This is a genomic window from Nonlabens sp. Asnod3-H03 (genome assembly GCF_045063665.1).
GTDB classification, from domain to species: domain Bacteria; phylum Bacteroidota; class Bacteroidia; order Flavobacteriales; family Flavobacteriaceae; genus Nonlabens; species Nonlabens ulvanivorans.
In genome coordinates this window covers 2,356,977-2,381,335 of record NZ_JBEFOD010000008.1, presented here as the reverse complement: position 1 = coordinate 2,381,335, position 24,359 = coordinate 2,356,977, and the positions used below count along the sequence as shown (strand labels likewise).

Sequence of the window (24,359 nt, the reverse complement as noted above, 5' to 3'; positions counted from 1 at the left end):
CCTATTAACTACATTAAATAAATGATAATTTAATTGCTAGCTTGTGCTGTTGTGAAATTAAATCTAGCCGCAATGTCATCTGATATTTGATCTAAAGTGGTAGGTGTAACATCCCAGAATCCATTACCAGTCATTAATTGACTTAAATAGGTGTTTACTTCAGTTTTGCTAAAATATGGTGCGTCAGTATCAGGATTACGTGTAAATTGAAGGCTATAGATAAATCCATAAGCTTCAGATAATCCATGAAATGCTCTTGCTGGATCTGCTGTTAAATTGTCTTTACCATTTTGTAAATAAAACACCGCTCTTACAGCTGGAATTAAAGAGACGTTCTCTCTTATAATTGCTGCTTGTTCATCTCTAACACTGTAGTTTCTTTCAACTATCGCTGCACGTCCTAATTTGAATGCATCATAAATTGTAGTTGCGATTCCAGCAAAATCTGCATCACCTTCTAAACGATCAATGTATTCACTTAAAAAACTATCTTGATCTAGAATAGGCATTGTAGCATCTGGTTCTGCACCGTATAAATAGCCAAAAGCCTCATCCCATTTATGCTCCATGTTGGTATAACTTTTACCTGATACTAATACTTCGTTATCATTATCTGCTCTATTAGTACTTTCATCAAGAACAGACGTGCTTAAATAATTGTTCAAAATTTGATCGGTCATTAAAGCCCCTAAAAGCCCTTTAGCAAACGCTTGGTCATACTCCAGACCTTTTGCGTTTACATATCTAATAGTTCCACCACCAGCTTGTTGAATCTGTCCTGGTACACCAGCGCTAGCTGTATTGTTCCATGCTGGGAAAATATCATTTACTTGAGATGATATATAATTATCAAAATCTGCTCTAATCGCAGCAGCATCTGTTGCGTTGCTAGAAAAATAGTCTGCACTAGCAGCTACTTTACTACGTACACTTTTGTCAGAAGAATTTAAAGCTGCATCACTAAAATCATTTGCTCCTGCTACATGCGCAAACATGTTAGTCAATTGTGTTTCGGTAGTAGATGTTTCTTTAAAAGCGGTCTTAATTTCTTCAGCCATTGCTATACGAGTAGTCTGGCCAGAATAGCTAACGGTGCTTTCTGTTCCTCTATTAAAAGAATATGTTGCTGGTGCTATAACGTTATTAACGGTTATATCATCATCATTATCACATGAGGTGGTAAAGAAAGTTGCTATAGCGGCAGTGGCGATTAAAGATATTTTTTTTAGAGTCATTTTGGTTTTATTTAGACTTGATATAAATAGTTGAATTGATTTCGGCTGCAAATTTAAGTCCTTATTTAGATTTAATAAAGATAAGGTTGGAAATTCGTTATTGATATTTCTGATACTATATAATATTCGGATTGATTTTCATTATTCATATTGATTCTAAATTGGTAAGTGTTTGAATAGTTAAGTATTGTATTAATCCATATGAATACTCACCAATTAAATAATGTATATTTGCATGCAATAAAATTCTATTGCATGATTTCCCATGATTCCAAATTTCTAGGTGAAGGTTTAACCTATGATGACGTACTACTTGTACCTGCTTACAGTGAGGTGCTGCCTCGAGAAGTAAGTATAAAGACTAAATTTTCAAGAAATATTACTCTTAACGCACCTGTAATCAGTGCTGCTATGGATACCGTTACAGAAAGCCGCATGGCTATTGCTATGGCTCAAGAAGGTGGAATAGGAATCTTGCATAAAAATATGTCTATTGAAGCTCAAGCTCAGAAGGTGAGACGTGTAAAACGAGCTGAAAGTGGTATGATCATCGATCCAGTTACTCTTACTATTGAGGCTACCATAGGTGATGCAAAAGCTAGTATGCGTGAGCACAGTATAGGTGGGATTCCTATAGTGGATGATGCTGGTTATATAAAAGGTATCGTAACTAATAGAGATTTACGATTTGAAAAAGATAATAGTCGCTCAGTTACTGATGTGATGACTTCAGAGAATCTAATCACAGCAAAAGCAGGGACATCTTTACATGATGCAGAAGCGATTTTGCAAGAATATAAAATAGAGAAATTACTAGTTGTTGATGATCAAGATAAATTAGTAGGACTCATAACCTTTAGAGATATCACTAAGCTAACTTTAAAACCTAACGCTAATAAGGATCAGTATGGTCGTTTGCGAGTAGCGGCTGCAATAGGTGTTACAGGTGATGCTGTTGATAGAGCTGGTGCATTAGTGGAAGCTGGTGTAGACGCTGTAGTAATCGATACGGCACATGGTCATACTAAAGGTGTTGTTGATGTTCTTAAAAAAGTGAAGGCCGCTTATCCAGATCTGGACGTTGTGGTTGGAAATGTTGCCACTGCCGAAGCTGCAAAATATCTAGCAGATGCTGGTGCAGACGCTGTAAAAGTAGGAATTGGTCCTGGTTCAATATGTACAACTCGTGTTGTAGCTGGTGTTGGTTTTCCTCAATTAAGTGCTGTAATGGAAGCGTCTCATGCATTAAAAGGTACTGGAGTGCCTGTCATCGCAGATGGAGGAATACGTTACACGGGTGATATACCTAAGGCAATAGCGGCAGGAGCAGACTGTGTAATGCTAGGTTCTATGCTTGCTGGTACTACAGAGTCACCGGGAGAAACCATTATATATGATGGTCGTAAATTTAAATCTTATCGTGGAATGGGATCTGTTGAGGCGATGCAACACGGTTCTAAAGATCGTTATTTTCAAGATGTAGAAGATGATATTAAAAAACTAGTTCCTGAGGGAATTGTAGGTCGTGTACCTTATAAAGGAGATCTAGTAGAAAGCATGACTCAGTTTATAGGTGGATTACGCGCCGGAATGGGTTATTGTGGTGCTGGTGATATTGAATCCCTCAAGAATAATGGCCGTTTTGTAAAAATTACAGCAGCTGGTGTTAATGAAAGTCACCCACATGATGTGACCATTACTAAAGAAGCGCCTAATTATAGCCGTAAATAATTATGAAAATTATTTGCATCGGTCGCAATTATACAGAACATATTGCAGAGCTTCAAAACGAGCGACCTACTGAGCCAGTCGTTTTTTTAAAGCCTGACACTTCTATTTTATTACATAAACAGCCGTTTTTTATACCTGCATTCTCAAATGATGTCCATCACGAGGTAGAAGTTGTAGTGCGTATTAATCGTATCGGTAAGCATATCGATAAAAAATTTGCACACAAGTATTATAATGAAATAGGCCTAGGAATTGATTTTACAGCAAGAGATGTGCAACAACGTTGTAAAGAAAAAGGATTGCCATGGGAGAAAGCAAAATCTTTTGATGGAGCAAGTGTAGTTTCTAGAGAGTTTATCAATAAAGAAGAATTAGGTGATTTAAATAACTTGTCATTTGAATTGTTTAAAAATGATAACTTGCAGCAAAGTGGTGATACCAGTCATATGCTTTGGAAAATAGATGAAATCATAGAGCACGTCTCTCAATTCTTTACACTTAAAATAGGGGATCTTATATTTACGGGAACTCCAGCAGGTGTATCAAGAGTAGAAGAGAATGATGTTTTAAAAGGAACTCTTGCTGGTAAAGAAATGTTCCAGATCAAAGTAAAATGAAGCAAAACCTATACGATCTACAAAAATTAATAGAGCTCTCAGACAATGATGCAGACTTTATTAAGGATATGGTAGAGATGTTTATTACAGAAATACCTAAAGATCTTGAGCATCTTGCGGTCGCCATAATCGATGACGATAGAGCACGTGTTCACGAGTACGCTCATAAAATGAAACCCAGTGTTGATATGTTTGGGTTAGAGTGCTTGTCCGACATATTGATAATTGAGGCATGGGGAAAATCAGATGATGAAATGGAGATTAAAGAACATTTCATGCGTGTTAACCAAGAATTGGATATGGCCTTAATTCAACTTAAAAGAGATTTCTAAATGCAAGCAACTATAATTACTATAGGAGATGAAATCCTTATAGGTCAAATTGTAGATACCAATTCTGCATGGATGGCAAGCGAACTCAATAAGATAGGCGTTAACGTTTATGAGATTATCTCTATTAGTGATGATCGGGAACATATCCTTTCCGCTTTCGCGAAAGCGAAACAAGAATCAGATATTGTGCTTGTTACAGGTGGTTTAGGTCCAACTAAAGATGATATTACAAAGAAAACGATTTGTGAATTCTTTGATGATCAACTCGTACTGGATCAAGAAGTCTTAGACCACGTGATTATGCTTTTTGAAAAATTTGTAAAAGCACCAATGGTCGATATGAATAAAGACCAAGCGTTAGTCCCTTCTAAAGCACAGGTAATCTCTAATCAGTATGGGACAGCACCTGGATTGTGGATTGAGAGTGAAGGAACTATTTTTGTGTCTATGCCAGGTGTACCATTTGAAATGAAGGCCTTAATGTCTGATGGTGTCATACCTAAAATTCTTAATATAGGTGAATTACCATTTATACATCATCGTACAATTCTTACAGCAGGTCAAGGAGAAAGTACAATAGCTACTCGAATAGAGCAATGGGAAAATGATTTGCCTTCTCATATTAAACTGGCTTATTTACCTAGTTTAGGAACTGTACGTTTAAGATTGTCTTCTCGTGGAATGGATAAAGATCTTATTCTTGAAACGGTAGATGATCAGATTCAGAAATTGTATGCGATTATCGAAGATGTCATTGTAGGTGAAAGTAATGATGAAAGCATAGTGCATGCTGTGGTTCAATTATTGAAAGAGAATAACAAAACGGTCGCCACTGCAGAGAGTTGTACAGGAGGAAAAATAGCTAGTCTTATTACAGAAATTCCAGGAGCGTCTAAAGTTTTTATGGGTAGCACCGTTACTTATGCTACCCAGTCTAAAGTTGACATGCTAGGTGTGGATCCGGCAATTATTGAAAAATATAGTGTAGTAAGTGAGCAGGTAGCTCATGAGATGGCTTATAAGGCACGATTAAAGTTTAAATCAGATTATGCCGTTGCAACTACAGGTAATGCAGGACCTACTCAAGGAGATAGTGATGCTCCTGTAGGAACTGTTTTTATAGGGATATCGACACCAGAAAAGACATATGCGCTACAGTTTATGATGGGTAATCATAGAGATAGAGTGGTTCAAAAAACAATTAATAAATCACTAGAATTATTGCAAAAAGATTTGATAGCTCAGTAATAATTACTGTTACAATAGAATATTACACGCTGATTTTAATGCTTGAATAGTAGGAAAATAGGCGTTTGAGAAAAAATTATAAAAAAGGGTGCAATTTAGGCTTGTGAGAACGAATAAATAATCGTTATTTTGCAGTCCGATTTTAAACACAGATAATCATGTCACGAGTTTGTGAACTTACAGGTAAGAGAGCGATGTCAGGAAACAATGTTTCCCACGCAATGAATAAGACTAAACGTAGATTCAACGTGAATCTTTTTACTAAGCGTTTCTACCTTCCTGAAGAGGATAAGTGGATTTCACTTAAAGTATCTGCTAAGGCGATAAAAAACATCAATAAATTAGGTATTACTGAGGTAATGAAGCAAGCTCGCGCTAAAGGGCTTCTTACCAAGTAATCTATTAATATACTAGAAGATGGCAAAGAAAGGTAATAGAATTCAAGTGATACTTGAATGTACAGAGCACAAGGAGTCAGGTAAAGCTGGAACTTCTCGTTACATCACGACTAAGAATAAAAAAAATACGCCAGATCGTTTGGAGATTAAAAAATTCAACCCGATCCTTAAGCGTATGACTGTTCATAAAGAAATTAAATAATACGACATGGCAAAGAAATCAGTAGCAACCCTACAAACTGGGTCAAAGAGATTAACGAAAGCCATCAAGATGGTTAAATCACCTAAGTCAGGTGCATATACTTTCGTAAGTGCTATTATGGCACCTGAATTAGTAAACGATTTCTTGAAAAAGAAATAAGTTGGTTAGTTAAGATGATAAAAGACCGCTCTGCTTGCAGAGCGGTCTTTTTTTATGGACCATTTGTCAGTCATGTTTCTGTGGCTCGCAAATTGACTACACAATATGATGCTTCTATAGTATCACATATATGATTAACTTTGCAACGACCAGAAACAGCCAAAAATGAGTTTTTTTAAAAAGATATTTTCAAAAGAGAAAAAGGAAACCCTAGATAAAGGACTAGAAAAAACCAAAACAACGTTCTTAGATAAATTAGGTAAAGCCGTTGCCGGTAAATCTAAAGTCGATGCAGATGTGCTTGATGATCTTGAAGACGTTTTAATATCTAGTGATGTAGGTGTGGCTACCACAATTAAAGTCATTGATCGTATTGAAGAACGTGTAGCAAAAGATAAATATTTAGGCACTACCGAGCTCAATGGTATTTTACGTGATGAAATCGCAGGTTTATTAAGTGAGGTTAATAATGGTGACGCTACTGATTTCACCATTCCTCAGCAAGATGGCCCTTATGTAGTTATGGTGGTAGGAGTTAATGGAGTAGGTAAAACAACTACCATAGGTAAGCTCGCTCACCAATTTAAGCAAAAAGGTCTTAAGGTCGTGCTAGGTGCTGGAGATACATTTAGAGCAGCAGCTGTAGACCAATTACAAATTTGGGCAGATCGTGTAGGTGTAGAAATTGTTAAACAAGATATGGGTAGTGATCCAGCTAGTGTTGCATTTGATACTTTACAAAGTGCCGTCGCTCAGAATGCAGATGTGGTTCTTTTGGATACTGCAGGTCGTTTACATAATAAGGTCAATTTAATGAATGAACTTACTAAGGTGAAACGTGTGATGCAAAAAATAATTCCTAATGCTCCACATGACGTAATGTTAGTTCTTGATGGCTCTACCGGTCAAAATGCTTTTGAACAAGCAAAACAGTTTACTGCGGCGACAGAAGTGAGTTCGTTAGCAGTTACAAAACTGGATGGTACTGCAAAAGGTGGCGTAGTTATAGGGATTTCTGATCAATTTCAAATACCTGTTCGATATATAGGAGTAGGAGAAGGAGTGGATGATTTACAAGTTTTTAATAAATCAGAATTTGTAGACAGTTTCTTTAATTAGAGTGCTCATTAAACAGTTTATAACTCTTATACCTAGCTTCGGTTAGGTCTAAGAGTTTTTCTATTTTTAAGAAAAATATTTTATGCGTTTTATATTACTTTTTTTAGCGTTCACAGTATGGAGTTGTAACTCTCCTAAAGCTGTAAATGAAGTCTCCCAATCTATTAATCAGGATGATGAGCAATTTAAAGTCTTGGATTCTAGGTTTTTGAAAAAAGAAGATATTATTGCTCCTTTTAAAGATGATTTATCCAGCTTTCGCGAAAGCGAGGAACTAAAATCTTTAATACTAGAAAAAAGCATCCCTGAAATTCAACAAGCTGTATATGATGGTAAGCTTTCTTACCAACAATTAACCTTATTCTATATCAATAGAATTGCAAAGTATGATAGAGAGAACAGGAAATCATTAAATTCTGTAATAGCTCTAAATCCACAGGCAATGGAAGATGCATATGCTTATGATTTGAGAATTGATGAATTCAGACGTGGAGAAGGTAAGTTTAACCCTTATAGTTTAATGGGTATGCCTATTTTGTTAAAAGATAATATCAATACCGAAGGTATGAAAACAACTGGTGGCGCTGCTGTTTTAAAAGATCTGGAACCTCAAAATGCGCGTATCGTACAGCGATTAATTGAAGCAGATGCTATTATTTTAGGAAAAGCAAATCTAAGTGAATGGGCTTATTTCTTTTGTGGTGATTGTCCTAGTGGTTATAGCGCTATGGGTGGACAGACTTTAAACCCATATGGTCGTAAGGAAATAGATACTGGCGGATCTAGTAGTGGTAGTGGAGTTGCAATAGCAGCTAATTTTGCGGTAGCTGCTGTAGGTTCTGAAACCGCAGGTTCGATATTATCGCCAGCGTCACAAAATAGTGTAGTAGGTTTAAAACCATCAGTAGGTACTTTAAGTGGGATAGGTATTATTCCTATATCAACTTATCTCGATACAGCAGGTCCTATGTCTAAAAATGTTGTGGATAATGTCATTTTAATGCGTGGGATGTTAAGTGATAAACGCATGTTCAGTGATTTATTTATAGCAAATTTGGGGACCTCTACGGTTCAAGGTCGTGTTTTTGGAGTTTTTCCTGGTTATAAGAAGAATCCATTATATGCCAGTGCTGTAGAACAAATTATAGCTTTAGGTGCAACTGTGGTAGAATTAGAAGAAAAACAACCGCAACTAGATGGATTTGTTTCTTTACTTAATGTCGATATGAAAAAGGATTTGCCTGCATATTTCATGGGATTAGGATTGCCTGAGTATCAAGGATGGGATGTGGCTAAGGTGATGGAATTAAATAAAGCAGATTCATTAAATTATATGCCTTATGGTCAACGACTGTTTCAAGGTATAACAGATGAAAAGGATTATTCTCCAGCAGAATCTGCGGCTCTTAAAACTAGATTAACAACTCAAGCACAAGAGTATTTTGATTATTACATTCAGTCTCATAATCTGGATGGTTTCTTATCAGTTAATAATTATAATGCGGCAGAGGCTGCTGTGGCTTTTTATCCTGCTATCACTGTACCTATGGGATATGATGAGAATGGTCAGCCTTTTGGATTAACTTTTATTGCACCTACCGAAGAAGAGAAGATGCTTTATCAATGGGCAGCTGCTTATGAAAAAGCAACCCAACACCGTAAGATGCCTAAAGGTTACAATTAAAATCATCAGTCATTGAAAGATTCAACTCAAAAGCCGTCGTTGCTTAGCTCTAAAAGCCTCGTTATTTTGACGAAGTTTATGGCAATCTATGCAGCCTTTCATATTATAACTGTGTTAGGAAAAACTTATGTAGATTCCCTATCTGAAGAATCAACAATTGTGGATACCTACCAGTTGCCTATATATATAGTCGCTGGTATACATTTTATCATGTTGCTTATTTGTGGTGCGATGCTAATGACTAAAAAGTATTATTGGTTAGTTACCGTAGCCTGCATAGTGATCTCATTGTATACACGATTCTTTTTTGAGGATATTGTAACCTGGGTGAATTAGATTAGTGATATCTGATTTACCAATTTCTTAAATTATAAGATATACCTAGGCTTACTTCTTCATAATTACTGATATGATGATATCTTACATTTATTATCCAATTGTATCTTATATTGTAATCTCCTTTCAATTCAACTTCATTAATTCCTTCCCAGTACGTATAGCCAGTTGTGAAAAAGAAGCCCCTAAAGACTCTTTTTCTAATTTCAATACCGTAACCAACTTCTTCATAATATAGCCTTTGGGAGCTAGAGTAGTTGATAAGTCCTGTACTAATCTTTATATGCTGATGAGGATCAGCACCTAAACCAAAATCTTTTGTTATAAAAAACTCATATTTGTGTAATCTATTTGATTTAAAATCAGCTTGATGGAAACTCAATCCAGGTTTTATATAGATGCCATTGATTCTAACAGGTTTTATGGTTTCTACTTGGATTTCCTTATTAGACTCAAGATTAGTAGTGATTCTTCCGTTCAATTCTAAATGGTTTAGCTGATGCCATCTCGTTTTGAATTCTATGCCTAGAGTTTTATAGTTTACACCATACATAGATTTTATACTATGAGTTGGGTCGTTCCAAAAATAACAGCCGGTAATTCCAGAAACCAGTGATACATTGATAACATTGTTTTTACCAGCGGATATCTCTTGAGTTTCATACCCTACAGATGAAAATATCAACACATCATCTTCTTCTACCTCAATAGAGTAGTTGCTATCAAAATCTGTGTTAACTTCATTATCAGTTCCTTTAATTAAAACGGTTGCTCCTAAAACAGGTATGCCACTGTTATCAGTCACAGTCCCAGTTATCGTCCTTTGAGCGATGCAGGTGATATAATAGAGTGATAGAAAAAGAACTAGACTTATTTTCATTAAAATTAGAAGTATTGAGGACGTTTTACAATCGATCAAAATTAGCACGCACTTTTTTCTCTGGCTTTAAATTATGTTCAGGAGTAGATGGGCCAGTGATAGGAGCAACTTGTGGTTGCGGTATTTTTTCTATCATTTTAATCTTTCCTTCTATCGAGTAATGTAAGGTGCTTAATGCATGCATCGGGTGACTGTATTGTTTCCAGTCCATAGCGTTAGTGACAGCCTGCTGTAATTCAACATATTTACGTTGCTGTTTTTGATTAAAACCTACATATCGATCACCTATTATGGGGAGTAATTCTTTATAATGGTTAAGCCAGTCGTTACCGTTGTAAATTCCGTAATACATAGCTTTCCAATAAAAATGAACGGTAAAAAAAGTATACTGTGGTACAATAGCCGAAGCCTGCACAAGTTTCCAATATTCTATTTGAGAAGTATCATTCCCAGATTTTAATAATGTAAGAGCCTCGTGAGCCTCAGCCCATGATGTTTTCATAAAGCTACGTTTCAAACGGAAAAATGCAATTGGAATCGTAAATGACACCATCATAAATATGTAGCGAGACCAATGCGCTTCTGGGCTCAAACATAAAATGATGCACAAAGCTGTGAATAAAATCCACGTAGGAATAAAAAACAATCTTCCGTTAACACCAAAAGTTGCTGTGAGCATGCAAATCCATGCACATAAATGTGCTTGAAATATAACCGCCATAGGTCGCGCATTCCCTATCTCCCAGATGCTGTCATCTATGTTAAATAGGTATAATATAAAATAAATGACACCAAAAAATAAGGCCAATAATAGTCCTTGAAAAAAAGCAGCTCCGTTAAATATTACCATTTGATTTACTTGAGATTGTTGAAAATACTAATTTTTATGAATACGCTTTCGCGAAAGCGTGATCAAAAACAACATTTACATCTAGTTAAGTCGTAAATTTGCAGCCGCTTATGAGAACAAAATCAAGAAAAAAGAATAAGATTAATGTTATCACTCTAGGATGTTCAAAGAACGTCTATGATAGTGAAGTGTTGATGGGACAATTGAAGGCCAGTGGTAAAGATGTAGTCCATGAGGAAGAAGGAAATATCGTTGTGATAAATACCTGTGGTTTTATCGATAATGCTAAGGAAGAATCTGTAAATACAATCCTAGATTTTGTAGAGCGCAAAAATAACGGAGAAGTAGATCAGGTATTTGTGTCGGGTTGTTTATCAGAGCGTTATAAGCCAGATTTACAAAAGGAAATTCCAGATGTGGATCAGTATTTTGGTACCACAGAGTTGCCGTCATTATTAAAAGCATTAGGAGCTGACTATAAGCACGAGTTGATAGGTGAACGTGTAACTACGACTCCTAAAAATTATGCGTATTTTAAAATCGCTGAAGGTTGTGATAGACCATGTTCTTTTTGTGCAATACCATTAATGCGTGGTGGTCATAAAAGCACACCTATAGAACATCTAGTCATTGAAGCTGAAAAACTGGCTGCAAATGGTGTTAAAGAGCTTATTCTTATCGCTCAAGATTTAACTTATTATGGATTAGATTTATATAAAAAGAGACGTCTTGCAGATCTTTTAAAAGAACTGGTGAAAGTAGAAGGAATAGAGTGGATACGTATGCACTATGCATTCCCAACTGGTTTCCCTATGGATGTTCTTGAGGTTATGAAATCAGAGTCTAAAGTGTGTAATTACTTAGATATACCATTACAACATATTTCAACACCTGTTTTAAAATCGATGCGTCGCGGTACTACATTTGAGAAGACTAATGCGCTTCTAGAAGATTTTAGAGCGACGGTTCCAGAAATGGCGATACGTACTACTTTAATTGTAGGATATCCTGGAGAAACAGAAGAGGATTATCAGATTTTAAAACAATGGGTAAAAGATCAACGTTTTGAGCGTATGGGTTGTTTTACATACTCTCATGAGGAGAATACACATGCTTATAAGTTAGAAGATGATGTGCCAGAAGAAGTAAAACAAGAACGTGCAAACGAGATCATGGAAATTCAATCACAGATTTCTTGGGAATTGAATCAGCATAAAATAGGTCAGACTTTTAAAGTTATTATAGATCGCAAAAGAGGTAATTATTTTGTAGGACGTACAGAGTTTGATAGTCCTGATGTGGATAATGAAGTATTGATTGATGCAGAGAAGCATTACCTGTCTGTAGGATCATTTGTAAATGTTACTATAACTGAGGCTGAAGATTTTGATCTTTATGGTACGCCGGTAGAGTAATGTTTGTATTTTAATACACTATTAAATTTATAATGAACAATGCTTCTTTGGGTGAGAACTAAAGAAGCATTTTTTATTTGCTGTTGAAATAGTTTATTTCAATATTATCAATTTATAAAAGTTATTCAATCAGAACGTGGCATCTTCTTTGAATACTGTGATACGTTCTACAAATCCGTATTTTTGACTTATGAAAAAGTTGTTATTTATTATTTTAATGATCAGTTCAGCTGCATTGTCCCAGGCACAAATTACTTACTATCAGATAGAGGATGGTACTGTGATGGATTTTTTTCAGTTTGAAAAGTATAAAAAAACATTATCTACTGGTTTAGTGATACATAATTCAGTTAGTACGCGAACGGCTCAGGATTCTGTAATTCAAACGGTTAAAGTTACTGTGGTAGACAGTAATCCAGATTCCAATTATTATGATCCTTTTTTAGTGCATCGCAAAAAGATAGGTGATCGCTTTCCTATGGAGGAGTTTATAGCTAGTGATAGTTCTGGAATTGATGATGTGGATTATACAGGTAAGCCTACGGTTGTTAATTTTTGGTTTACGAGATGTGGACCTTGTATTATAGAAATCCCATATTTAAATCAATTAGAAGAAGAGTTTAATGGCGAAGTAAATTTTGTAGCTATCACTTTTGATAAAGACTATGTGGTCAATCATTTTCTAGATAGAAAGGCATTCAATTTTGAACATCTTACAGATGTGCGACCTGCAATTGATGCTTATGACGTTCAAGCTTTTCCTATGAACTTACTATTAGATAAAGATGGTAGAATTGTTCAGGTTTATGGAGATATTATTGCAGAGCATTTGAACTTATCTGCAACATTAAGAGAAATGGTAAATGAGTAATATTATTTCTGTTGTTCTTTTTTACGATCTTCTAGTCGGGCTTTAAAGCTGCGTCTATTTTTTGTTCTAGAGCGGCCATGTGTTTTGCGATTCCATAATAGGAATACAAAAAAGGCAATGATAACAGCACCTATATACAGCCAGTCTTGGTAGTCGCTTAATCCTTCCATTCTTTATTTCTAATGTCTGTTTCAATAACGCCATCACGTAGTCTGATGACTCTATGAGCATGCTCTGCAATTTCTTCTTCATGCGTTACTAGAATCACTGTATTTCCATCGGCATGAATCTTGTCAAAAAGAGCCATTATTTCAACACCTGTTTTAGAATCTAGATTTCCGGTAGGTTCATCTGCTAGAATAATCGATGGATTATTAACTAAAGCTCTACCTACGGCAACACGCTGTCGCTGTCCACCAGATAATTGATTAGGCTGGTGATCCATACGATCGCCTAATCCTACACTTTCAAGTACTTCAGTGGCGCGTGCATTACGTTCTTTCTTAGACTTACCGGCATAAACCATAGGTAATGCGACATTATCTAATGCTGTTGTGCGAGGTAAAAGATTGAAAGTTTGAAATACAAAACCTATTTCTGTGTTTCTAATATCTGCTAGTTGATCATCACTCAAACTAGAAACGTCTGTGCCATTTAATTTATAAGAACCAGCTGTAGGAGTGTCTAGACAGCCTAGTAAATTCATTAAAGTTGATTTTCCAGAACCTGATGGTCCCATAAGTGCGACATAATCACCACGTTTAATCTCGAGATCTATTCCTTTAAGCACCTTGACAACTTCTTGTCCCAGTTTAAAATTACGCACGATACCACGCACATCTATTACATTATCACTCATAGGTTAAAAGTATGGAATTATTAGCCTTTCTCATAGGACGTTCAAATTCTGATAACGTTACAACTTGATGTAAAAACGTTCTTGTAATTGTTCTTTTCTTAAAAATAAGAGTCCTACATCATATAGGTCTATACTAGCGGTGACGTTTACATGTTGACATAGTTGACTCCATGCATCTGTCATATCTCGCGACCAGTATATGTCGTCCAGTATAAAAATAGTGTCTTTGTGAGATAGTTTTAGACAAGCATTAAAATAGTCTATGGTTGCCATTCCATCGTGATGCCCATCAATGTAAATCAAGTCATATGTTGTACCTAATTGATTTATAAGAAATTCATCAAACTTACTGCAAACACTTTTTACCTTATCAAGGCTAAATTTTTCAAATTGCGATTGTGCAAATTTTTGAACTTCAGGACTACCTTCAATTGTGGTTATATGAGCACCTGATAAAGCCATAGCATGTGTTGCTATACCTATGGAAGTGCCAAGTTCTAGAACATTGTTTACTTTAAAATAGTTACACAACCGGAATAACATTTCGGCAGATTTTCTATCACTGGAATTGTATTTCAGAATATCGCTCACACGACGTTCATCAGTTTTAAAGATTTTGCTTCCAGCTCCATAGTCTTCTATGTGTAAAATGGTGTTGTTATTTTTCACGCTTTCGCGGAAGCGTCTCATAACATCATATTGCTCATAAACGGCTTTATCTCTTAAGCACTTTTTCTCGAGTGTAAACACAAACGGCGAGTGAATCCCATGTAAATGAAAGGATTTAATGCTGTGTTTTATATAGTTCTTGAGTTGGTGTAGCAAGAGGAAGCTATTTCTGCGTTACTATTTTCTGTTTATTTAAAAGTAGTATTTGAATCCAATTTTAATTTTATAAAAATACTATCCAATCGACTCCGTAAGTTCTAACCATTCCATTTCTCTTTCTTCTAAGTCTGCTTTTACCTGATCTAGTTTTATAGAATTAGCTGCTAGTTCTTCTGGTGTAAGAGAAGTGTCTAGAAAAGACTCCTGAAGTTTCACACGTTGTTCTTCTAGTTTTTTAATGCTGTTTTCTAATCGGGAAAGTTCTTTTTGCTGTTCACGAGTAGGACCTGTGCTCGTGGTAGTGGCTTTAACTGCAGGTTTTTTAGCAACTGTTTTTTCGCCTTGAGCACTATCATCCTTGTCTAGTGCGAGATCAGTGTTTCCTACATAAGCACGGAAATCACTATAGTTCCCAGGGAAATCTGTGATGGTTCCGGACTGATTGAAAACAAATAGATGATCTACAATCTTATCCATAAAATAACGGTCGTGACTTACAACCATTAGACAACCAGGGAAATCCATTAAAAAGTTTTCTAAGATATTTAAGGTAGGGATATCTAGATCATTAGTAGGTTCATCAAGAATTAGAAAATTAGGGTTTTGAATGAGTACTGTACATAAGTAAAGTCGTTTGCGTTCACCACCACTTAGTTTTTCTACAAAGTCATGTTTCTTTTTACTGTCAAACATAAATCGTTCTAACAGCTGACTTGCACTAATGATTTTTCCTTTATTAAGAGGAATGTATTCACCGTATTCTTTAATCACATCAATGACCTTTTGGCCAGGCTTGATGTCTATTCCACCTTGAGTATAGTAGCCTATTTTTACTGTTTCACCTTTCACCACTTTACCAGAGTCTGGTAGTAGATTCCCAGTGATCATATTCAGGAATGTTGATTTACCAGTTCCATTTTTCCCTATAATTCCTACTCGTTCTCCTTTAATAAAGTTGTACGAGAAATTATCGATAAGCTTTTTACCAGGGAATGATTTAGATATTTTATGAAGTTCAACCACTTTTGTGCCTAAACGCTCCATGTTAATTTCTAATTCTACTTTATGGTCTTTACGACGGTTGTGAGCAGCTTCTTTTATTTGGTAAAAATCATCAATACGCGATTTAGATTTTGTTGTACGTGCTTTAGGCTGGCGGCGCATCCATTGTAGCTCTTTTTTATAAAGTTGCTGCGCTTTTTCTTGTGTAGTTTGTTCAATTTCTAAACGTTCTTCTTTTTTCTCTACATAATAAGAATAGTTCCCTTTATAGGTATAAAGTTTCCCATTATCCAGCTCTATAATTTCGTTACAAACACGATCTAAGAAATAACGATCGTGTGTCACCATAAGAATGGTGTAGTTTTCTTGCTTGAAATACTCTTCTAGCCATTCGATCATTTCAAGATCTAAGTGGTTAGTAGGTTCGTCCATGATTAATAGCTGTGGATCTGATAGTAAAGCTATAGCCATAGCGATACGCTTTTTTTGTCCACCACTTAGATTTTCTACTTTTTGAGAAAGATCATCTAGTTTTAATTTAGAAAGTATCTGTTTGTATTTAGTTTCAAAATCCCAAGCATTTGAAGAGTCCATGGCGTCAAAGGCTGCTTGATACTTATCTGCATCTTCCATGTTTTGCAGTGCCTTTTCATAATTTGCTATGATCTTTATAATAGGAATGTCAGAATCTAAGATGATTTCTTCTATCGTGGCATTGGGATCTAAATCTGGTTCTTGTAGTAAGAATGCCATACGTAAATCATTACGACGGTTTACAGATCCAGTATTAGGCATTTCTTTCCCTATAATGATATCAAGTAGCGATGTTTTACCGAAACCGTTTTTTGCTACAAAACCTATTTTCTGACCTTCATTAATCCCAAGTGAGATATTTTCAAACAACACGCGTTCTCCAAAGCTACGAGAGACATTTTCAACAGATATATAGTTCATGAAATCCTATGTTTTAATGGATTGCAATAATACGTGTTTTTTTGAGGGGTTTGATATTTAAGATTGCTGGTTTTCTATGGGTTATTGGCTCAATTTTATATAAAAATTAAAGAGTCGTTTTTTCTTATGGCCTAAATAAAAATAATCATGGAATGTTGTTCATAGAACTGTAGTGATAATAGCATGGTGTTTATAGGCATTTTAAATAGATAACTTTATATTTACAGCTTATTCCGAGAAGATTTATGCGTACCGTATTAGGTTTATTAATTATAGGTTTGATTTTAATGTTAAGTTCTTGCGTTCCTACACGTAATATTACTTATTTGCAAGAGTCTCCAACTGTAAAGAATGACTCGCTTATTACCATTCAAAAAGTGCAGCCACCCTATAGATTACAAATTAATGATGTCTTAAGCATTCAAATAAAGGCGCCATATGATCAAGAGTTAGTTTCTATGTTTAATGTAGGATCGACGAGTAATGCAAATACTTCAAATCAAGCAGGCGGATTATATTTTTCTGGGTACACTATAGATCAGCATGGTGATATACGAGTTCCACAATTAGGAGAAATTAAAGCTTTAGGGTTGACTTTAGAAGAATTAAGAGAGTTGATTGAAAGACGTTTGCTTACCGAATATTTTAAGGAAAATGCAGAATTATTTGTGACGGTAAGATTAGGTGGATTACGTTATGTTATGGCAGGTGAAGTAAGTGGTCAAGGTGAGCAAGTTATTTTCAGAGATCAAGTGTCCATTATTGAAGCTATCGCAAATAGTGGTGGTGTTCCGATTACAGGTGATTTGACTAAAGTTAGAATTGTACGACAGTATCCTGATGGTGTAAAAGTGCATCATTTAGACCTAACGCAATTAGACGTTGTTTATTCGCCTTACTATTATATACAGCCTAATGATATGATTGTTGTAGATCCGTTACCACAAAAATCATTAGGGACAGGAACTACTGGTTTGGCTTCTTTTACGACTATAATATCAGTATTGACCACACTTGTGACTACAGTACTATTCTTTACGCGTTTATAATATGGAAGAGGAAAAAGAAATTAATTCCTTATCAGGAATATTTGATATAAGACAGTTTTTTACAAAACTGATTAAACTGTGGTGGTTGATTGTGATTTGCCTAGGAATAGGATTAGGCTATGCCTACTATAAAAATCAGTTTATACAGACTGTTTATAGTGCAAGTTCTTTGATCAGTATCAAGGATAATTCAAATCCCTTATTTACCAGCAATCAGAGTTTGACCTTTAATTGGGGTGGAACGACTGATAAAGTGACGACAGCAATTGTACAGTTCAAATCTCGCACACACGCAGAGCAAGTAGTGGACGAGTTACAATTTTACATCAATTACATTAAAGAAGGTGAGTATTATAATACCGATGCTTATAAACAAACACCATTCTTCATTTATGCCGACACTAGTGCCACACAGTTGTATGGAAAGAATTTAAGAATCAAAGTGCTCGATCAAGAGCGCATTGAGCTATCTACTAGTTTTTCTAGCGCCACCGCTGGTGGCTATGATTATGCAAATCGAGTAAGTAAAAGTGTTCCAGTACCTCAAGGAGAATGGAAGCAAGAGTTTCAATTTGGTGAAAAGATAGACTTGCCATTTTTAAAAATAGTAGTGGATAAAAGAGGAGAAACTATTCAAACCGGTGAGTGGTTATTCAACTTTGGAAGTTACTGGGGAACGGTAAATCGATACAAAGGAATATCGATAAGTCAAGAGCCTAAAGGATCTTCTATTTTAAAATTAAGTTTACAAGGTAAAAACAAGCAGCGACTCATTGATTATATCAACACCAGCTCTGTGATTCTTGAACGAGGAGAGTTACAACGTAAAAATAAGTTTGCGGTAAGTACCATTAAATATATAGACAGTTCTTTAATTGCTCAAGAAAAAGCCCTTAGAAAGTCTGAGCAAGAATTAGAAGATTTCAAAGAGAAATCACAAATGCTTGATGCTGTTTCTCAAAACTCTGACTATAACCAACAACTTACAGAGTATGAAATCCAAAAACGCGGTATTCAAAATAAATTGAATTATTATAACAGCCTGAAATCTTATCTTCAGAATAAGTCTGACTACACTGCTATTCAAGCACCATCAGTTGTGGGAATTGAAGAAGGAAGTATTTCTGGAGCGGTGTCTAGGCTGGTGGCTTTATCTGAGGAGCGAAAGCGCAGAGAGTTTGCTATGCGTGCCGATGCCCCAGTATTCCAACAAATTGATCGTGATATCAATGCGGTTAAAGATGTGATCTATGAAAATATTGCTAGTTCTAAATCGTTACTCAATAAAGAGTTGAACCAGCTCTATGGTCAAATTAATAAAGTAGAAGCACAAATTAAAAAGTTACCTAAGGAGCAACAAGAATTTTTGCGCATACAACGACAGTTTGATCTCGATAATAATGCCTATAATGTCTACATTGACAAAAGAGCCGAAGCAGAGCTCGTTAAAGCAGCTAATGTTTCAGATATATATGTGATTGATGAGGCAAAAAATACTGGTGGTGGAGGGACTCGTAGAGATTCTAATTTAAATTATATCATGGCGTTGCTAATAGGTTGTTCCATACCTGTAGCGGTAGCATTTATATTAACACTCCTTGATTTTTATGTGCATTCTCCTAAGGAAATTGAAAAATTATCTAAAATACCATTAATAGGTGTAGTAGGGAAAATGGAACATCCTACTAATTTAATTGTGAAGGATAAACCTAAGTCTACCATTGCAGAGTCCTTTAGGGGAATACGCTCCAGTTTACATTTTATATATGACCAAGAGTCTTTGCATGGTTCTCGTACCATAATGGTAACTAGCAGTGTAAGTGGAGAAGGTAAAACTTTTACCAGTATCAATCTTGCAACAGTATTTGCCTTAAGTGGTAAACGTACCTTATTGGTGGGAATGGATTTAAGAAAGCCTAAGATTTTTGATGATTTTGGTATCGAAAATGATTTAGGAGTTTCTAATTATTTAGTAAACGATTGTTCACTTAATGAAATCATAAGATCGGCAGGTATGGAGAACCTAGATATTGCACTTTCTGGACCAGTACCACCTAATCCAAGCGAATTAATTATGTCCAAGCGTGCTGGAGAAATGATAGAGCAGTTCAAAATGGATTATGATTATGTGATTCTCGATACACCACCATTAGGACTGGTAGCAGATGCAATGGAAATCGCAAAACATGCTGATGCTTCCCTATATATGGTCCGTCAAGGTTATACTAAAAAAGGAATGCTGGATGTAGTTAATGAAAAATACGACCGTAAGGAAATTAAAAACCTAAGTTTTGTCTTTAACTATTTCAATGAACGCGGTAAATATGGCTATGGCTATGGCTACGGTTATGGCTATGGTTATGGAGCTTATGGGAACGGATATCATGAAAATGATCTGAAAGATGGTTTTATTGCAAGAATCAAAAAAATAATCAAGGGCATTTTTAAACCTGGATAATTTAAAGGTATCGCTTTCGCGAAAGTGGAATTACAACAAACTATGAGTAATCAACAAGAATGGCTGTATGAAATCAAGCCTAAGGGCAAGTTAATCGACCTTAATCTCAAAGAGATCTGGCGTTATAGAGATTTGCTTGTGCTATTTATTAAACGCGATATTATTACGGTTTATAAACAAACCATCCTAGGACCATTATGGTTTTTAATACAACCGCTTTTTACTAGTGTTGTTTTTACACTCGTATTTAATGAAGTGGCAGGAATAGATAATGGAATCATTCCTAATTTTTTATTCAACTTAACCGGTTTAACGCTATGGAGTTATTTTAAAGAAGCACTTAATGCGACGAGTAATACCTTTAAATCAAATGCAGGGCTCTTTGGTAAGGTTTATTTTCCACGCTTTATAGCGCCGGCGTCTAAGGTGCTATCGGGACTTTTTAAATTTGGAATACAGATTTTAATCCTAGTTATTTTTTATTGTTATTATGTATTCTACAAAGATGTCGCGATACAGCCATCGGTGTTTTTACCTTTGATCATACTAGTCATATTTATTGTCATACTTATGGCGATGGGAATAGGTATGATTCTATCTGCCTTTACTACTAAGTATAGAGATCTAACCATCCTTATAGGATTTGGCTTAAATCTATTAATGTATTTAAGTGCCGTGATGTATTCTCTAGAAGCTGCAAGAGATAAATTAGGAGAATATTATTGGGCAGTAGAGTGGAATCCACTAGCGCATATTATTGAGAGTTACCGCAGTTTATGGTTTGATAATCTAGAGATTCACTGGACTGGAATTTATGTAGGTTTGGGATTAGGATTGGTACTGTTTTTTATAGGATTGATTGTTTTTAATAAAACAGAAAAAACCTTTATAGATACTGTATAATGAGCAAATCGATACGTTTATACTGGTGGAGTGAGGTTTTAATCCAGAAAAAGGATTATGAAAACTATGGTGATCTGTTGGGGAAATACCTTGTGGAAAAAATATCTCACAAAAAAGTAATCTGGCAACGAGCTCACAAGTTTCACCTGCAAAACTTCTGGAAACCATTATACGTGACCATAGGTAGTATTTTAGAGCATATAGGTACGCATTGTACCGTTTGGGGTAGTGGTATTATTTCTAGAGACGCTCAAATAGCTGGCGCAACATTTTTGGCGGTTAGAGGTCCGCTTTCGCGAAAGCGTATACAAGAACTGGGCTACGATTGTCCAGCCGTTTATGGTGATCCTGCATTGCTCTTACCGCTGCATTATAACCCTATAGTAGAAAAAGAATACCAATTAGGAATCGTACCACATATTAATGATTATGAACTGGTTCAGGAGTGGTTTAAGGATAATGATGCGGTAAAAATCATTAACTTTAAGACCAATGATGTAGAGCAAACGACTAGCGAGATTATTTCTTGTGAGCGTATTTTATCTTCTTCATTACACGGAATTATAGTAGCGCATGCATATCAAATTCCTGCAGTGCAAATACAGTTTTCTGACCGTATTTATGGTGATGGAGTCAAGTACTATGATTATTTAATGTCTGTAGGTCTAGAACCATATGATCCAGAATTTATAAGTGAATTGCATAACATAGAAATGGGAATAGAAAAGGTGAAGCAACACGAGCAACGATTACCACAAGCTGAAATGATTCAAGAAATTCAAAATAACTTAATGAAAGTATGTCCTTTTAAACCTACTGACTTATGATCGATGATGATATCATTTTAAAAGCAGAGAATATTTCTAAGCAGTACCGTCTAGGTCTGGTAGGAACAGGTACGTTAGGACATGATTTAAACCGTTTCTGGCATAAAGTACGAGGAAAAGAAGATCCTTATTTAAAAATAGGAGCTGTTAACGACCGCAGCGCAACAGCTAGTTCGGACTATGTATGGGCATTAAGAGACATCAACTTTGAGGTAAAACGTGGTGAGATATTAGGAATCATTGGTAAAAATGGTGCTGGTAAATCGACCTTACTCAAAATTTTATCGCGAGTTACGAGTCCTACTACAGGATCTATAAAAACTCGAGGACGCATCGCAAGTTTGCTAGAAGTAGGAACTGGGATGCATCCAGAACTTACCGGTAGAGAAAACATTTTTCTCAATGGTGCTATCCTAGGAATGACTAAAAGCGAAATAGCAAGTAAGATTGATGAAATCGTGGAGTTCTCGGGTTGTCAAATGTATATAGACACGCCTGTAAAAAGATACTCCAGTGGGATGCGCGTGCGATTAGGATTTGCCGTAGCCGCATTTTTAGAGCCCGATATTCTTGTAGTAGATGAAGTACTTGCCGTAGGTGATGCCGAGTTTCAAAAAAAGGCCATAGGGAAAATGCAAGATATTTCTAGTTCTGGTGGTCGTACAGTGCTTTTTGTGAGTCATAACATGACATCGATAAGACAATTATGTACTAAGGCTATTTTACTTAAAAATGGTTCTGTTTCTTTTGAAGGTAAAACTGAAAAAGCTGTGAATTTATATATGGCCGACAATAAAAAAGAGAAGACTAAAGGGATTAAAAGTGATATTATTAATAGCTTAAAATTTTTTAAGGATAATGTCGAGAGTGATACATTTTATATTGGCGATGATATTAATGTTGAGGTGGATTTTCATGATTTTAAATTAAATATAGATTTGAATTATTGCTTTCTTGCTTTTTCTGATAGTAATGAAAGACGAGTTCTATCGGTAGGTACTCATCAAGACGGTTCATTTAATAAACTTATAGAGCCTAATTCAACATTGAAAAGCACTATCTTAAATGTAAACATTAAGCAAGGAGATTATGATGTTCTATTAGCCGTAGGAACTAAAACTCCTCGACAAAACTTTGAAATAATTGAGTTTGCTGGAAAGCTCACCATATTGAACAACGATTACTTTAAAACAGGTGAAGATCTTTTACATGGTCAAGGAGATGTTATTTTAAAGTCTAGTTGGAGTTGAATTAAGTAGAATAAAATTTGTTTCAATGAATAAAACTATAGTAGTTGTACCAACAGATCCCGTAAAAGCTTATGATAGAAAGGGTACTTCTGGAGTAGTTAAAAGAATCTATAACCCTAATAATTACTTTGATGAAGTAATTATTCTGTCACCATTTGAGGATGAAGAATTTGTTTGGGAAGGCTTAAAAGTAATTCCAACAAAAACTTATGTAGAGTTTCAAAAGCATTTAAAAAGAATTAATCCTCTGTTTGTAAGAGTATATGGTTCATATCATAGTTGCACATTCGCTATTCACGCAAGACTTCTTAAATATCCTGTTGTTGTAAGTATACATGATGATAGAGATAGTTTTATTCACGATAGTATTAAATATGCTGATAGGATTCTAGCTGTTAGTGATGTCTTAAAAGATATTTTGATAGTAAAAGGAGTTAAAAAGAATAAAATTACCGTGATAGGCAATAGAATTGATTATTCTACTTTCAAGCCTTTAGAAGGTAATTCTCATAACTCAATTGTTTTACCAAAAGGTAGAAATATTTTACATATTGGTAAAAAGACAAATCAAAAAAATTTAGACAATGTTATAAAGGCGCTGACTTTCCTGCCAAAAGACGTTAATTTGATTGCAATAGGAAGAGGTGATGACAGTGTTTACCAAGAAATCGCAGAAGAATATGGTGTTGAAAAACGCTTAGTTCTAAAACAGTTTATACCAAATCATGAACTGAATAATTTGTATAATTTATGTGAAGTATTCTGTGTTCCAAGTAGAAATGAGGGTTTTGGTGTTGTTTTTATTGAAGCCGCAGCAGCAGGTTCTAAAATCGTCACTAGTAATAAAAAACCTATGAGTGATATTTTACCTCGTGAGTATAAAAATGTTTTTTTAGTTGATAATTTTGAGTCGCCAAAAGATTTAGCTAAATTAATAAATCAAGCACTTACAGCTAACGAAATTGATGTTAAATCAGATGCCATAAGACTAAGAGGAATTCATAAAGAGAAATTTAGTTTTGAGATTGTTGGGCAAAAAGAAATTGGAGCTTTAGAAAATATTGGAGCTGCAAGGCCAAATTTGCTTTTGTTTTTAAGATTGAAGTTTTTTTCATTTTCACAAAGAATTATTAATAAAATCAAAAGATAATT

General features: G+C 35.3%; 25 protein-coding genes. 18 read left to right on the top strand and 7 right to left on the bottom strand.

What is annotated here, in order from left to right; all coding sequences use genetic code 11:
* Positions 1 to 29: 29 nt before the first annotated feature.
* A complete protein-coding gene (locus tag ACJJVI_RS14155) occupies positions 30 to 1,235 on the bottom strand; it encodes a DUF4856 domain-containing protein (RefSeq protein ID WP_405352529.1) in 1,206 nt (401 codons plus the stop codon).
* Positions 1,236 to 1,490: 255 nt separating this feature from the next.
* Here ACJJVI_RS14155 and guaB point away from each other — a divergent pair, with 255 nt between their 5' ends.
* From guaB to ACJJVI_RS14105, 10 genes are all read left to right on the top strand, one after another.
* Complete coding sequence (guaB, locus tag ACJJVI_RS14150) at positions 1,491 to 2,966, top strand: IMP dehydrogenase (RefSeq protein ID WP_036581514.1); 1,476 nt, start codon at positions 1,491 to 1,493, stop codon at positions 2,964 to 2,966.
* Positions 2,967 to 2,968: 2 nt separating this feature from the next.
* Positions 2,969 to 3,583: a fumarylacetoacetate hydrolase family protein gene (locus ACJJVI_RS14145; RefSeq protein WP_036581511.1), complete on the top strand. Its 615-nt coding sequence runs from the start codon at positions 2,969 to 2,971 to the stop codon at positions 3,581 to 3,583.
* Positions 3,580 to 3,915, top strand: a complete 336-nt coding sequence (locus tag ACJJVI_RS14140) for an Hpt domain-containing protein (protein ID WP_036581508.1) — start codon at positions 3,580 to 3,582, stop codon at positions 3,913 to 3,915. Before ACJJVI_RS14145 ends, ACJJVI_RS14140 begins: the two co-directional genes overlap by 4 nt.
* Positions 3,916 to 5,163, top strand: coding sequence for a CinA family nicotinamide mononucleotide deamidase-related protein (locus ACJJVI_RS14135; protein ID WP_405352525.1), 1,248 nt, complete (start codon positions 3,916 to 3,918; stop codon positions 5,161 to 5,163). It begins immediately after the preceding gene.
* Positions 5,164 to 5,321: 158 nt separating this feature from the next.
* Positions 5,322 to 5,561: a 50S ribosomal protein L28 gene (gene rpmB, locus ACJJVI_RS14130; protein ID WP_036581503.1), complete on the top strand. Its 240-nt coding sequence runs from the start codon at positions 5,322 to 5,324 to the stop codon at positions 5,559 to 5,561.
* 19 nt (positions 5,562 to 5,580) lie between these two features.
* Positions 5,581 to 5,763, top strand: a complete 183-nt coding sequence (gene rpmG / locus ACJJVI_RS14125) for a 50S ribosomal protein L33 (RefSeq protein WP_036581501.1) — start codon at positions 5,581 to 5,583, stop codon at positions 5,761 to 5,763.
* Between the two features lie 6 nt (positions 5,764 to 5,769).
* Positions 5,770 to 5,922 (top strand): DUF4295 domain-containing protein, encoded by a 153-nt coding sequence (locus ACJJVI_RS14120; protein ID WP_081866548.1) that lies wholly within the window; start codon positions 5,770 to 5,772, stop codon positions 5,920 to 5,922.
* Between the two features lie 165 nt (positions 5,923 to 6,087).
* Positions 6,088 to 7,041: a signal recognition particle-docking protein FtsY gene (ftsY, locus tag ACJJVI_RS14115; protein ID WP_036581498.1), complete on the top strand. Its 954-nt coding sequence runs from the start codon at positions 6,088 to 6,090 to the stop codon at positions 7,039 to 7,041.
* A gap of 82 nt (positions 7,042 to 7,123) precedes the next feature.
* Positions 7,124 to 8,725 carry an amidase family protein gene (locus tag ACJJVI_RS14110; protein ID WP_042271763.1) on the top strand — a complete coding sequence of 534 codons (1,602 nt, stop codon included), beginning with the start codon at positions 7,124 to 7,126 and terminating at the stop codon, positions 8,723 to 8,725.
* Between the two features lie 78 nt (positions 8,726 to 8,803).
* Positions 8,804 to 9,061 (top strand): hypothetical protein, encoded by a 258-nt coding sequence (locus ACJJVI_RS14105; protein ID WP_036581493.1) that lies wholly within the window; start codon positions 8,804 to 8,806, stop codon positions 9,059 to 9,061.
* Positions 9,062 to 9,077: 16 nt separating this feature from the next.
* Here ACJJVI_RS14105 and ACJJVI_RS14100 read toward each other — a convergent pair whose 3' ends face one another.
* Both ACJJVI_RS14100 and ACJJVI_RS14095 read right to left on the bottom strand, forming a co-directional pair.
* Positions 9,078 to 9,941, bottom strand: coding sequence for a carboxypeptidase-like regulatory domain-containing protein (locus ACJJVI_RS14100; protein ID WP_405352519.1), 864 nt, complete (start codon positions 9,939 to 9,941; stop codon positions 9,078 to 9,080).
* 25 nt (positions 9,942 to 9,966) lie between these two features.
* Positions 9,967 to 10,791 (bottom strand): hypothetical protein, encoded by an 825-nt coding sequence (locus tag ACJJVI_RS14095; protein WP_405352516.1) that lies wholly within the window; start codon positions 10,789 to 10,791, stop codon positions 9,967 to 9,969.
* 110 nt (positions 10,792 to 10,901) lie between these two features.
* Here ACJJVI_RS14095 and rimO point away from each other — a divergent pair, with 110 nt between their 5' ends.
* Entirely contained in the window at positions 10,902 to 12,206 is a 1,305-nt protein-coding gene (gene rimO, locus ACJJVI_RS14090) for a 30S ribosomal protein S12 methylthiotransferase RimO (RefSeq protein WP_042271755.1), read from the top strand.
* Positions 12,207 to 12,396: 190 nt separating this feature from the next.
* Positions 12,397 to 13,077: a TlpA disulfide reductase family protein gene (locus ACJJVI_RS14085; protein ID WP_053234211.1), complete on the top strand. Its 681-nt coding sequence runs from the start codon at positions 12,397 to 12,399 to the stop codon at positions 13,075 to 13,077.
* Between the two features lie 2 nt (positions 13,078 to 13,079).
* Here the strand turns inward: ACJJVI_RS14085 and ACJJVI_RS14080 are convergent, their stop codons facing one another.
* The 4 genes from ACJJVI_RS14080 to ACJJVI_RS14065 form a co-directional block, all read right to left on the bottom strand.
* The gene (locus ACJJVI_RS14080; protein WP_160165392.1) at positions 13,080 to 13,247 is read right to left on the bottom strand and encodes a hypothetical protein; all 168 of its coding nucleotides are present in this window, start codon (positions 13,245 to 13,247) and stop codon (positions 13,080 to 13,082) included.
* Complete coding sequence (locus ACJJVI_RS14075) at positions 13,235 to 13,936, bottom strand: ABC transporter ATP-binding protein (RefSeq protein WP_036581482.1); 702 nt, start codon at positions 13,934 to 13,936, stop codon at positions 13,235 to 13,237. The genes ACJJVI_RS14080 and ACJJVI_RS14075 overlap by 13 nt, the downstream gene beginning before the upstream one ends.
* A 57-nt stretch (positions 13,937 to 13,993) precedes the next feature.
* Complete coding sequence (locus ACJJVI_RS14070) at positions 13,994 to 14,761, bottom strand: O-methyltransferase (protein ID WP_042271752.1); 768 nt, start codon at positions 14,759 to 14,761, stop codon at positions 13,994 to 13,996.
* Between the two features lie 78 nt (positions 14,762 to 14,839).
* Positions 14,840 to 16,720 carry an ABC-F family ATP-binding cassette domain-containing protein gene (locus tag ACJJVI_RS14065; protein ID WP_405352510.1) on the bottom strand — a complete coding sequence of 627 codons (1,881 nt, stop codon included), beginning with the start codon at positions 16,718 to 16,720 and terminating at the stop codon, positions 14,840 to 14,842.
* Positions 16,721 to 16,965: 245 nt separating this feature from the next.
* Here ACJJVI_RS14065 and ACJJVI_RS14060 point away from each other — a divergent pair, with 245 nt between their 5' ends.
* Genes ACJJVI_RS14060 through ACJJVI_RS14035 form a run of 6 tightly spaced genes read left to right on the top strand, consistent with a single transcriptional unit; the run spans position 16,966 to position 24,357 of the window.
* Positions 16,966 to 17,769: a polysaccharide biosynthesis/export family protein gene (locus tag ACJJVI_RS14060; RefSeq protein ID WP_042271746.1), complete on the top strand. Its 804-nt coding sequence runs from the start codon at positions 16,966 to 16,968 to the stop codon at positions 17,767 to 17,769.
* Between the two features lies 1 nt (position 17,770).
* Positions 17,771 to 20,227: a polysaccharide biosynthesis tyrosine autokinase gene (locus tag ACJJVI_RS14055; protein WP_405352506.1), complete on the top strand. Its 2,457-nt coding sequence runs from the start codon at positions 17,771 to 17,773 to the stop codon at positions 20,225 to 20,227.
* 42 nt (positions 20,228 to 20,269) lie between these two features.
* Entirely contained in the window at positions 20,270 to 21,130 is an 861-nt protein-coding gene (locus ACJJVI_RS14050; RefSeq protein WP_405352503.1) for an ABC transporter permease, read from the top strand.
* Positions 21,130 to 21,957 carry a polysaccharide pyruvyl transferase family protein gene (locus ACJJVI_RS14045; RefSeq protein WP_405352501.1) on the top strand — a complete coding sequence of 276 codons (828 nt, stop codon included), beginning with the start codon at positions 21,130 to 21,132 and terminating at the stop codon, positions 21,955 to 21,957. Before ACJJVI_RS14050 ends, ACJJVI_RS14045 begins: the two co-directional genes overlap by 1 nt.
* Positions 21,954 to 23,207, top strand: coding sequence for an ABC transporter ATP-binding protein (locus tag ACJJVI_RS14040; RefSeq protein WP_042271741.1), 1,254 nt, complete (start codon positions 21,954 to 21,956; stop codon positions 23,205 to 23,207). The genes ACJJVI_RS14045 and ACJJVI_RS14040 overlap by 4 nt, the downstream gene beginning before the upstream one ends.
* 25 nt (positions 23,208 to 23,232) lie before the next feature.
* Positions 23,233 to 24,357, top strand: a complete 1,125-nt coding sequence (locus ACJJVI_RS14035) for a glycosyltransferase family 4 protein (protein ID WP_405352498.1) — start codon at positions 23,233 to 23,235, stop codon at positions 24,355 to 24,357.
* Positions 24,358 to 24,359: the final 2 nt, after the last annotated feature.

Excerpts from the sequence above, each read along its gene's own strand:
- ACJJVI_RS14105 (WP_036581493.1), top strand. The coding sequence starts at position 8,804 with ATGGCAATCTATGCAGCCTTTCATATTATAACTGTGTTAGGAAAAACT.
- ACJJVI_RS14040 (WP_042271741.1), top strand. The coding sequence starts at position 21,954 with ATGATCGATGATGATATCATTTTAAAAGCAGAGAATATTTCTAAGCAG.
- ACJJVI_RS14085 (WP_053234211.1), top strand. The coding sequence starts at position 12,397 with ATGAAAAAGTTGTTATTTATTATTTTAATGATCAGTTCAGCTGCATTG.
- ACJJVI_RS14065 (WP_405352510.1), bottom strand. The coding sequence starts at position 16,720 with ATGAACTATATATCTGTTGAAAATGTCTCTCGTAGCTTTGGAGAACGC.
- rimO (WP_042271755.1), top strand. The coding sequence starts at position 10,902 with ATGAGAACAAAATCAAGAAAAAAGAATAAGATTAATGTTATCACTCTA.
- ACJJVI_RS14110 (WP_042271763.1), top strand. The coding sequence starts at position 7,124 with ATGCGTTTTATATTACTTTTTTTAGCGTTCACAGTATGGAGTTGTAAC.
- ACJJVI_RS14095 (WP_405352516.1), bottom strand. The coding sequence starts at position 10,791 with ATGGTAATATTTAACGGAGCTGCTTTTTTTCAAGGACTATTATTGGCC.
- ACJJVI_RS14145 (WP_036581511.1), top strand. The coding sequence starts at position 2,969 with ATGAAAATTATTTGCATCGGTCGCAATTATACAGAACATATTGCAGAG.
- ACJJVI_RS14055 (WP_405352506.1), top strand. The coding sequence starts at position 17,771 with ATGGAAGAGGAAAAAGAAATTAATTCCTTATCAGGAATATTTGATATA.
- ACJJVI_RS14050 (WP_405352503.1), top strand. The coding sequence starts at position 20,270 with ATGAGTAATCAACAAGAATGGCTGTATGAAATCAAGCCTAAGGGCAAG.
- guaB (WP_036581514.1), top strand. The coding sequence starts at position 1,491 with ATGATTTCCCATGATTCCAAATTTCTAGGTGAAGGTTTAACCTATGAT.
- ACJJVI_RS14045 (WP_405352501.1), top strand. The coding sequence starts at position 21,130 with ATGAGCAAATCGATACGTTTATACTGGTGGAGTGAGGTTTTAATCCAG.
- rpmG (WP_036581501.1), top strand. The coding sequence starts at position 5,581 with ATGGCAAAGAAAGGTAATAGAATTCAAGTGATACTTGAATGTACAGAG.
- ACJJVI_RS14155 (WP_405352529.1), bottom strand. The coding sequence starts at position 1,235 with ATGACTCTAAAAAAAATATCTTTAATCGCCACTGCCGCTATAGCAACT.
- ACJJVI_RS14100 (WP_405352519.1), bottom strand. The coding sequence starts at position 9,941 with ATGAAAATAAGTCTAGTTCTTTTTCTATCACTCTATTATATCACCTGC.
- rpmB (WP_036581503.1), top strand. The coding sequence starts at position 5,322 with ATGTCACGAGTTTGTGAACTTACAGGTAAGAGAGCGATGTCAGGAAAC.
- ACJJVI_RS14035 (WP_405352498.1), top strand. The coding sequence starts at position 23,233 with ATGAATAAAACTATAGTAGTTGTACCAACAGATCCCGTAAAAGCTTAT.
- ACJJVI_RS14120 (WP_081866548.1), top strand. The coding sequence starts at position 5,770 with ATGGCAAAGAAATCAGTAGCAACCCTACAAACTGGGTCAAAGAGATTA.
- ACJJVI_RS14140 (WP_036581508.1), top strand. The coding sequence starts at position 3,580 with ATGAAGCAAAACCTATACGATCTACAAAAATTAATAGAGCTCTCAGAC.
- ACJJVI_RS14135 (WP_405352525.1), top strand. The coding sequence starts at position 3,916 with ATGCAAGCAACTATAATTACTATAGGAGATGAAATCCTTATAGGTCAA.
- ACJJVI_RS14080 (WP_160165392.1), bottom strand. The coding sequence starts at position 13,247 with ATGGAAGGATTAAGCGACTACCAAGACTGGCTGTATATAGGTGCTGTT.
- ACJJVI_RS14060 (WP_042271746.1), top strand. The coding sequence starts at position 16,966 with ATGCGTACCGTATTAGGTTTATTAATTATAGGTTTGATTTTAATGTTA.
- ftsY (WP_036581498.1), top strand. The coding sequence starts at position 6,088 with ATGAGTTTTTTTAAAAAGATATTTTCAAAAGAGAAAAAGGAAACCCTA.
- ACJJVI_RS14075 (WP_036581482.1), bottom strand. The coding sequence starts at position 13,936 with ATGAGTGATAATGTAATAGATGTGCGTGGTATCGTGCGTAATTTTAAA.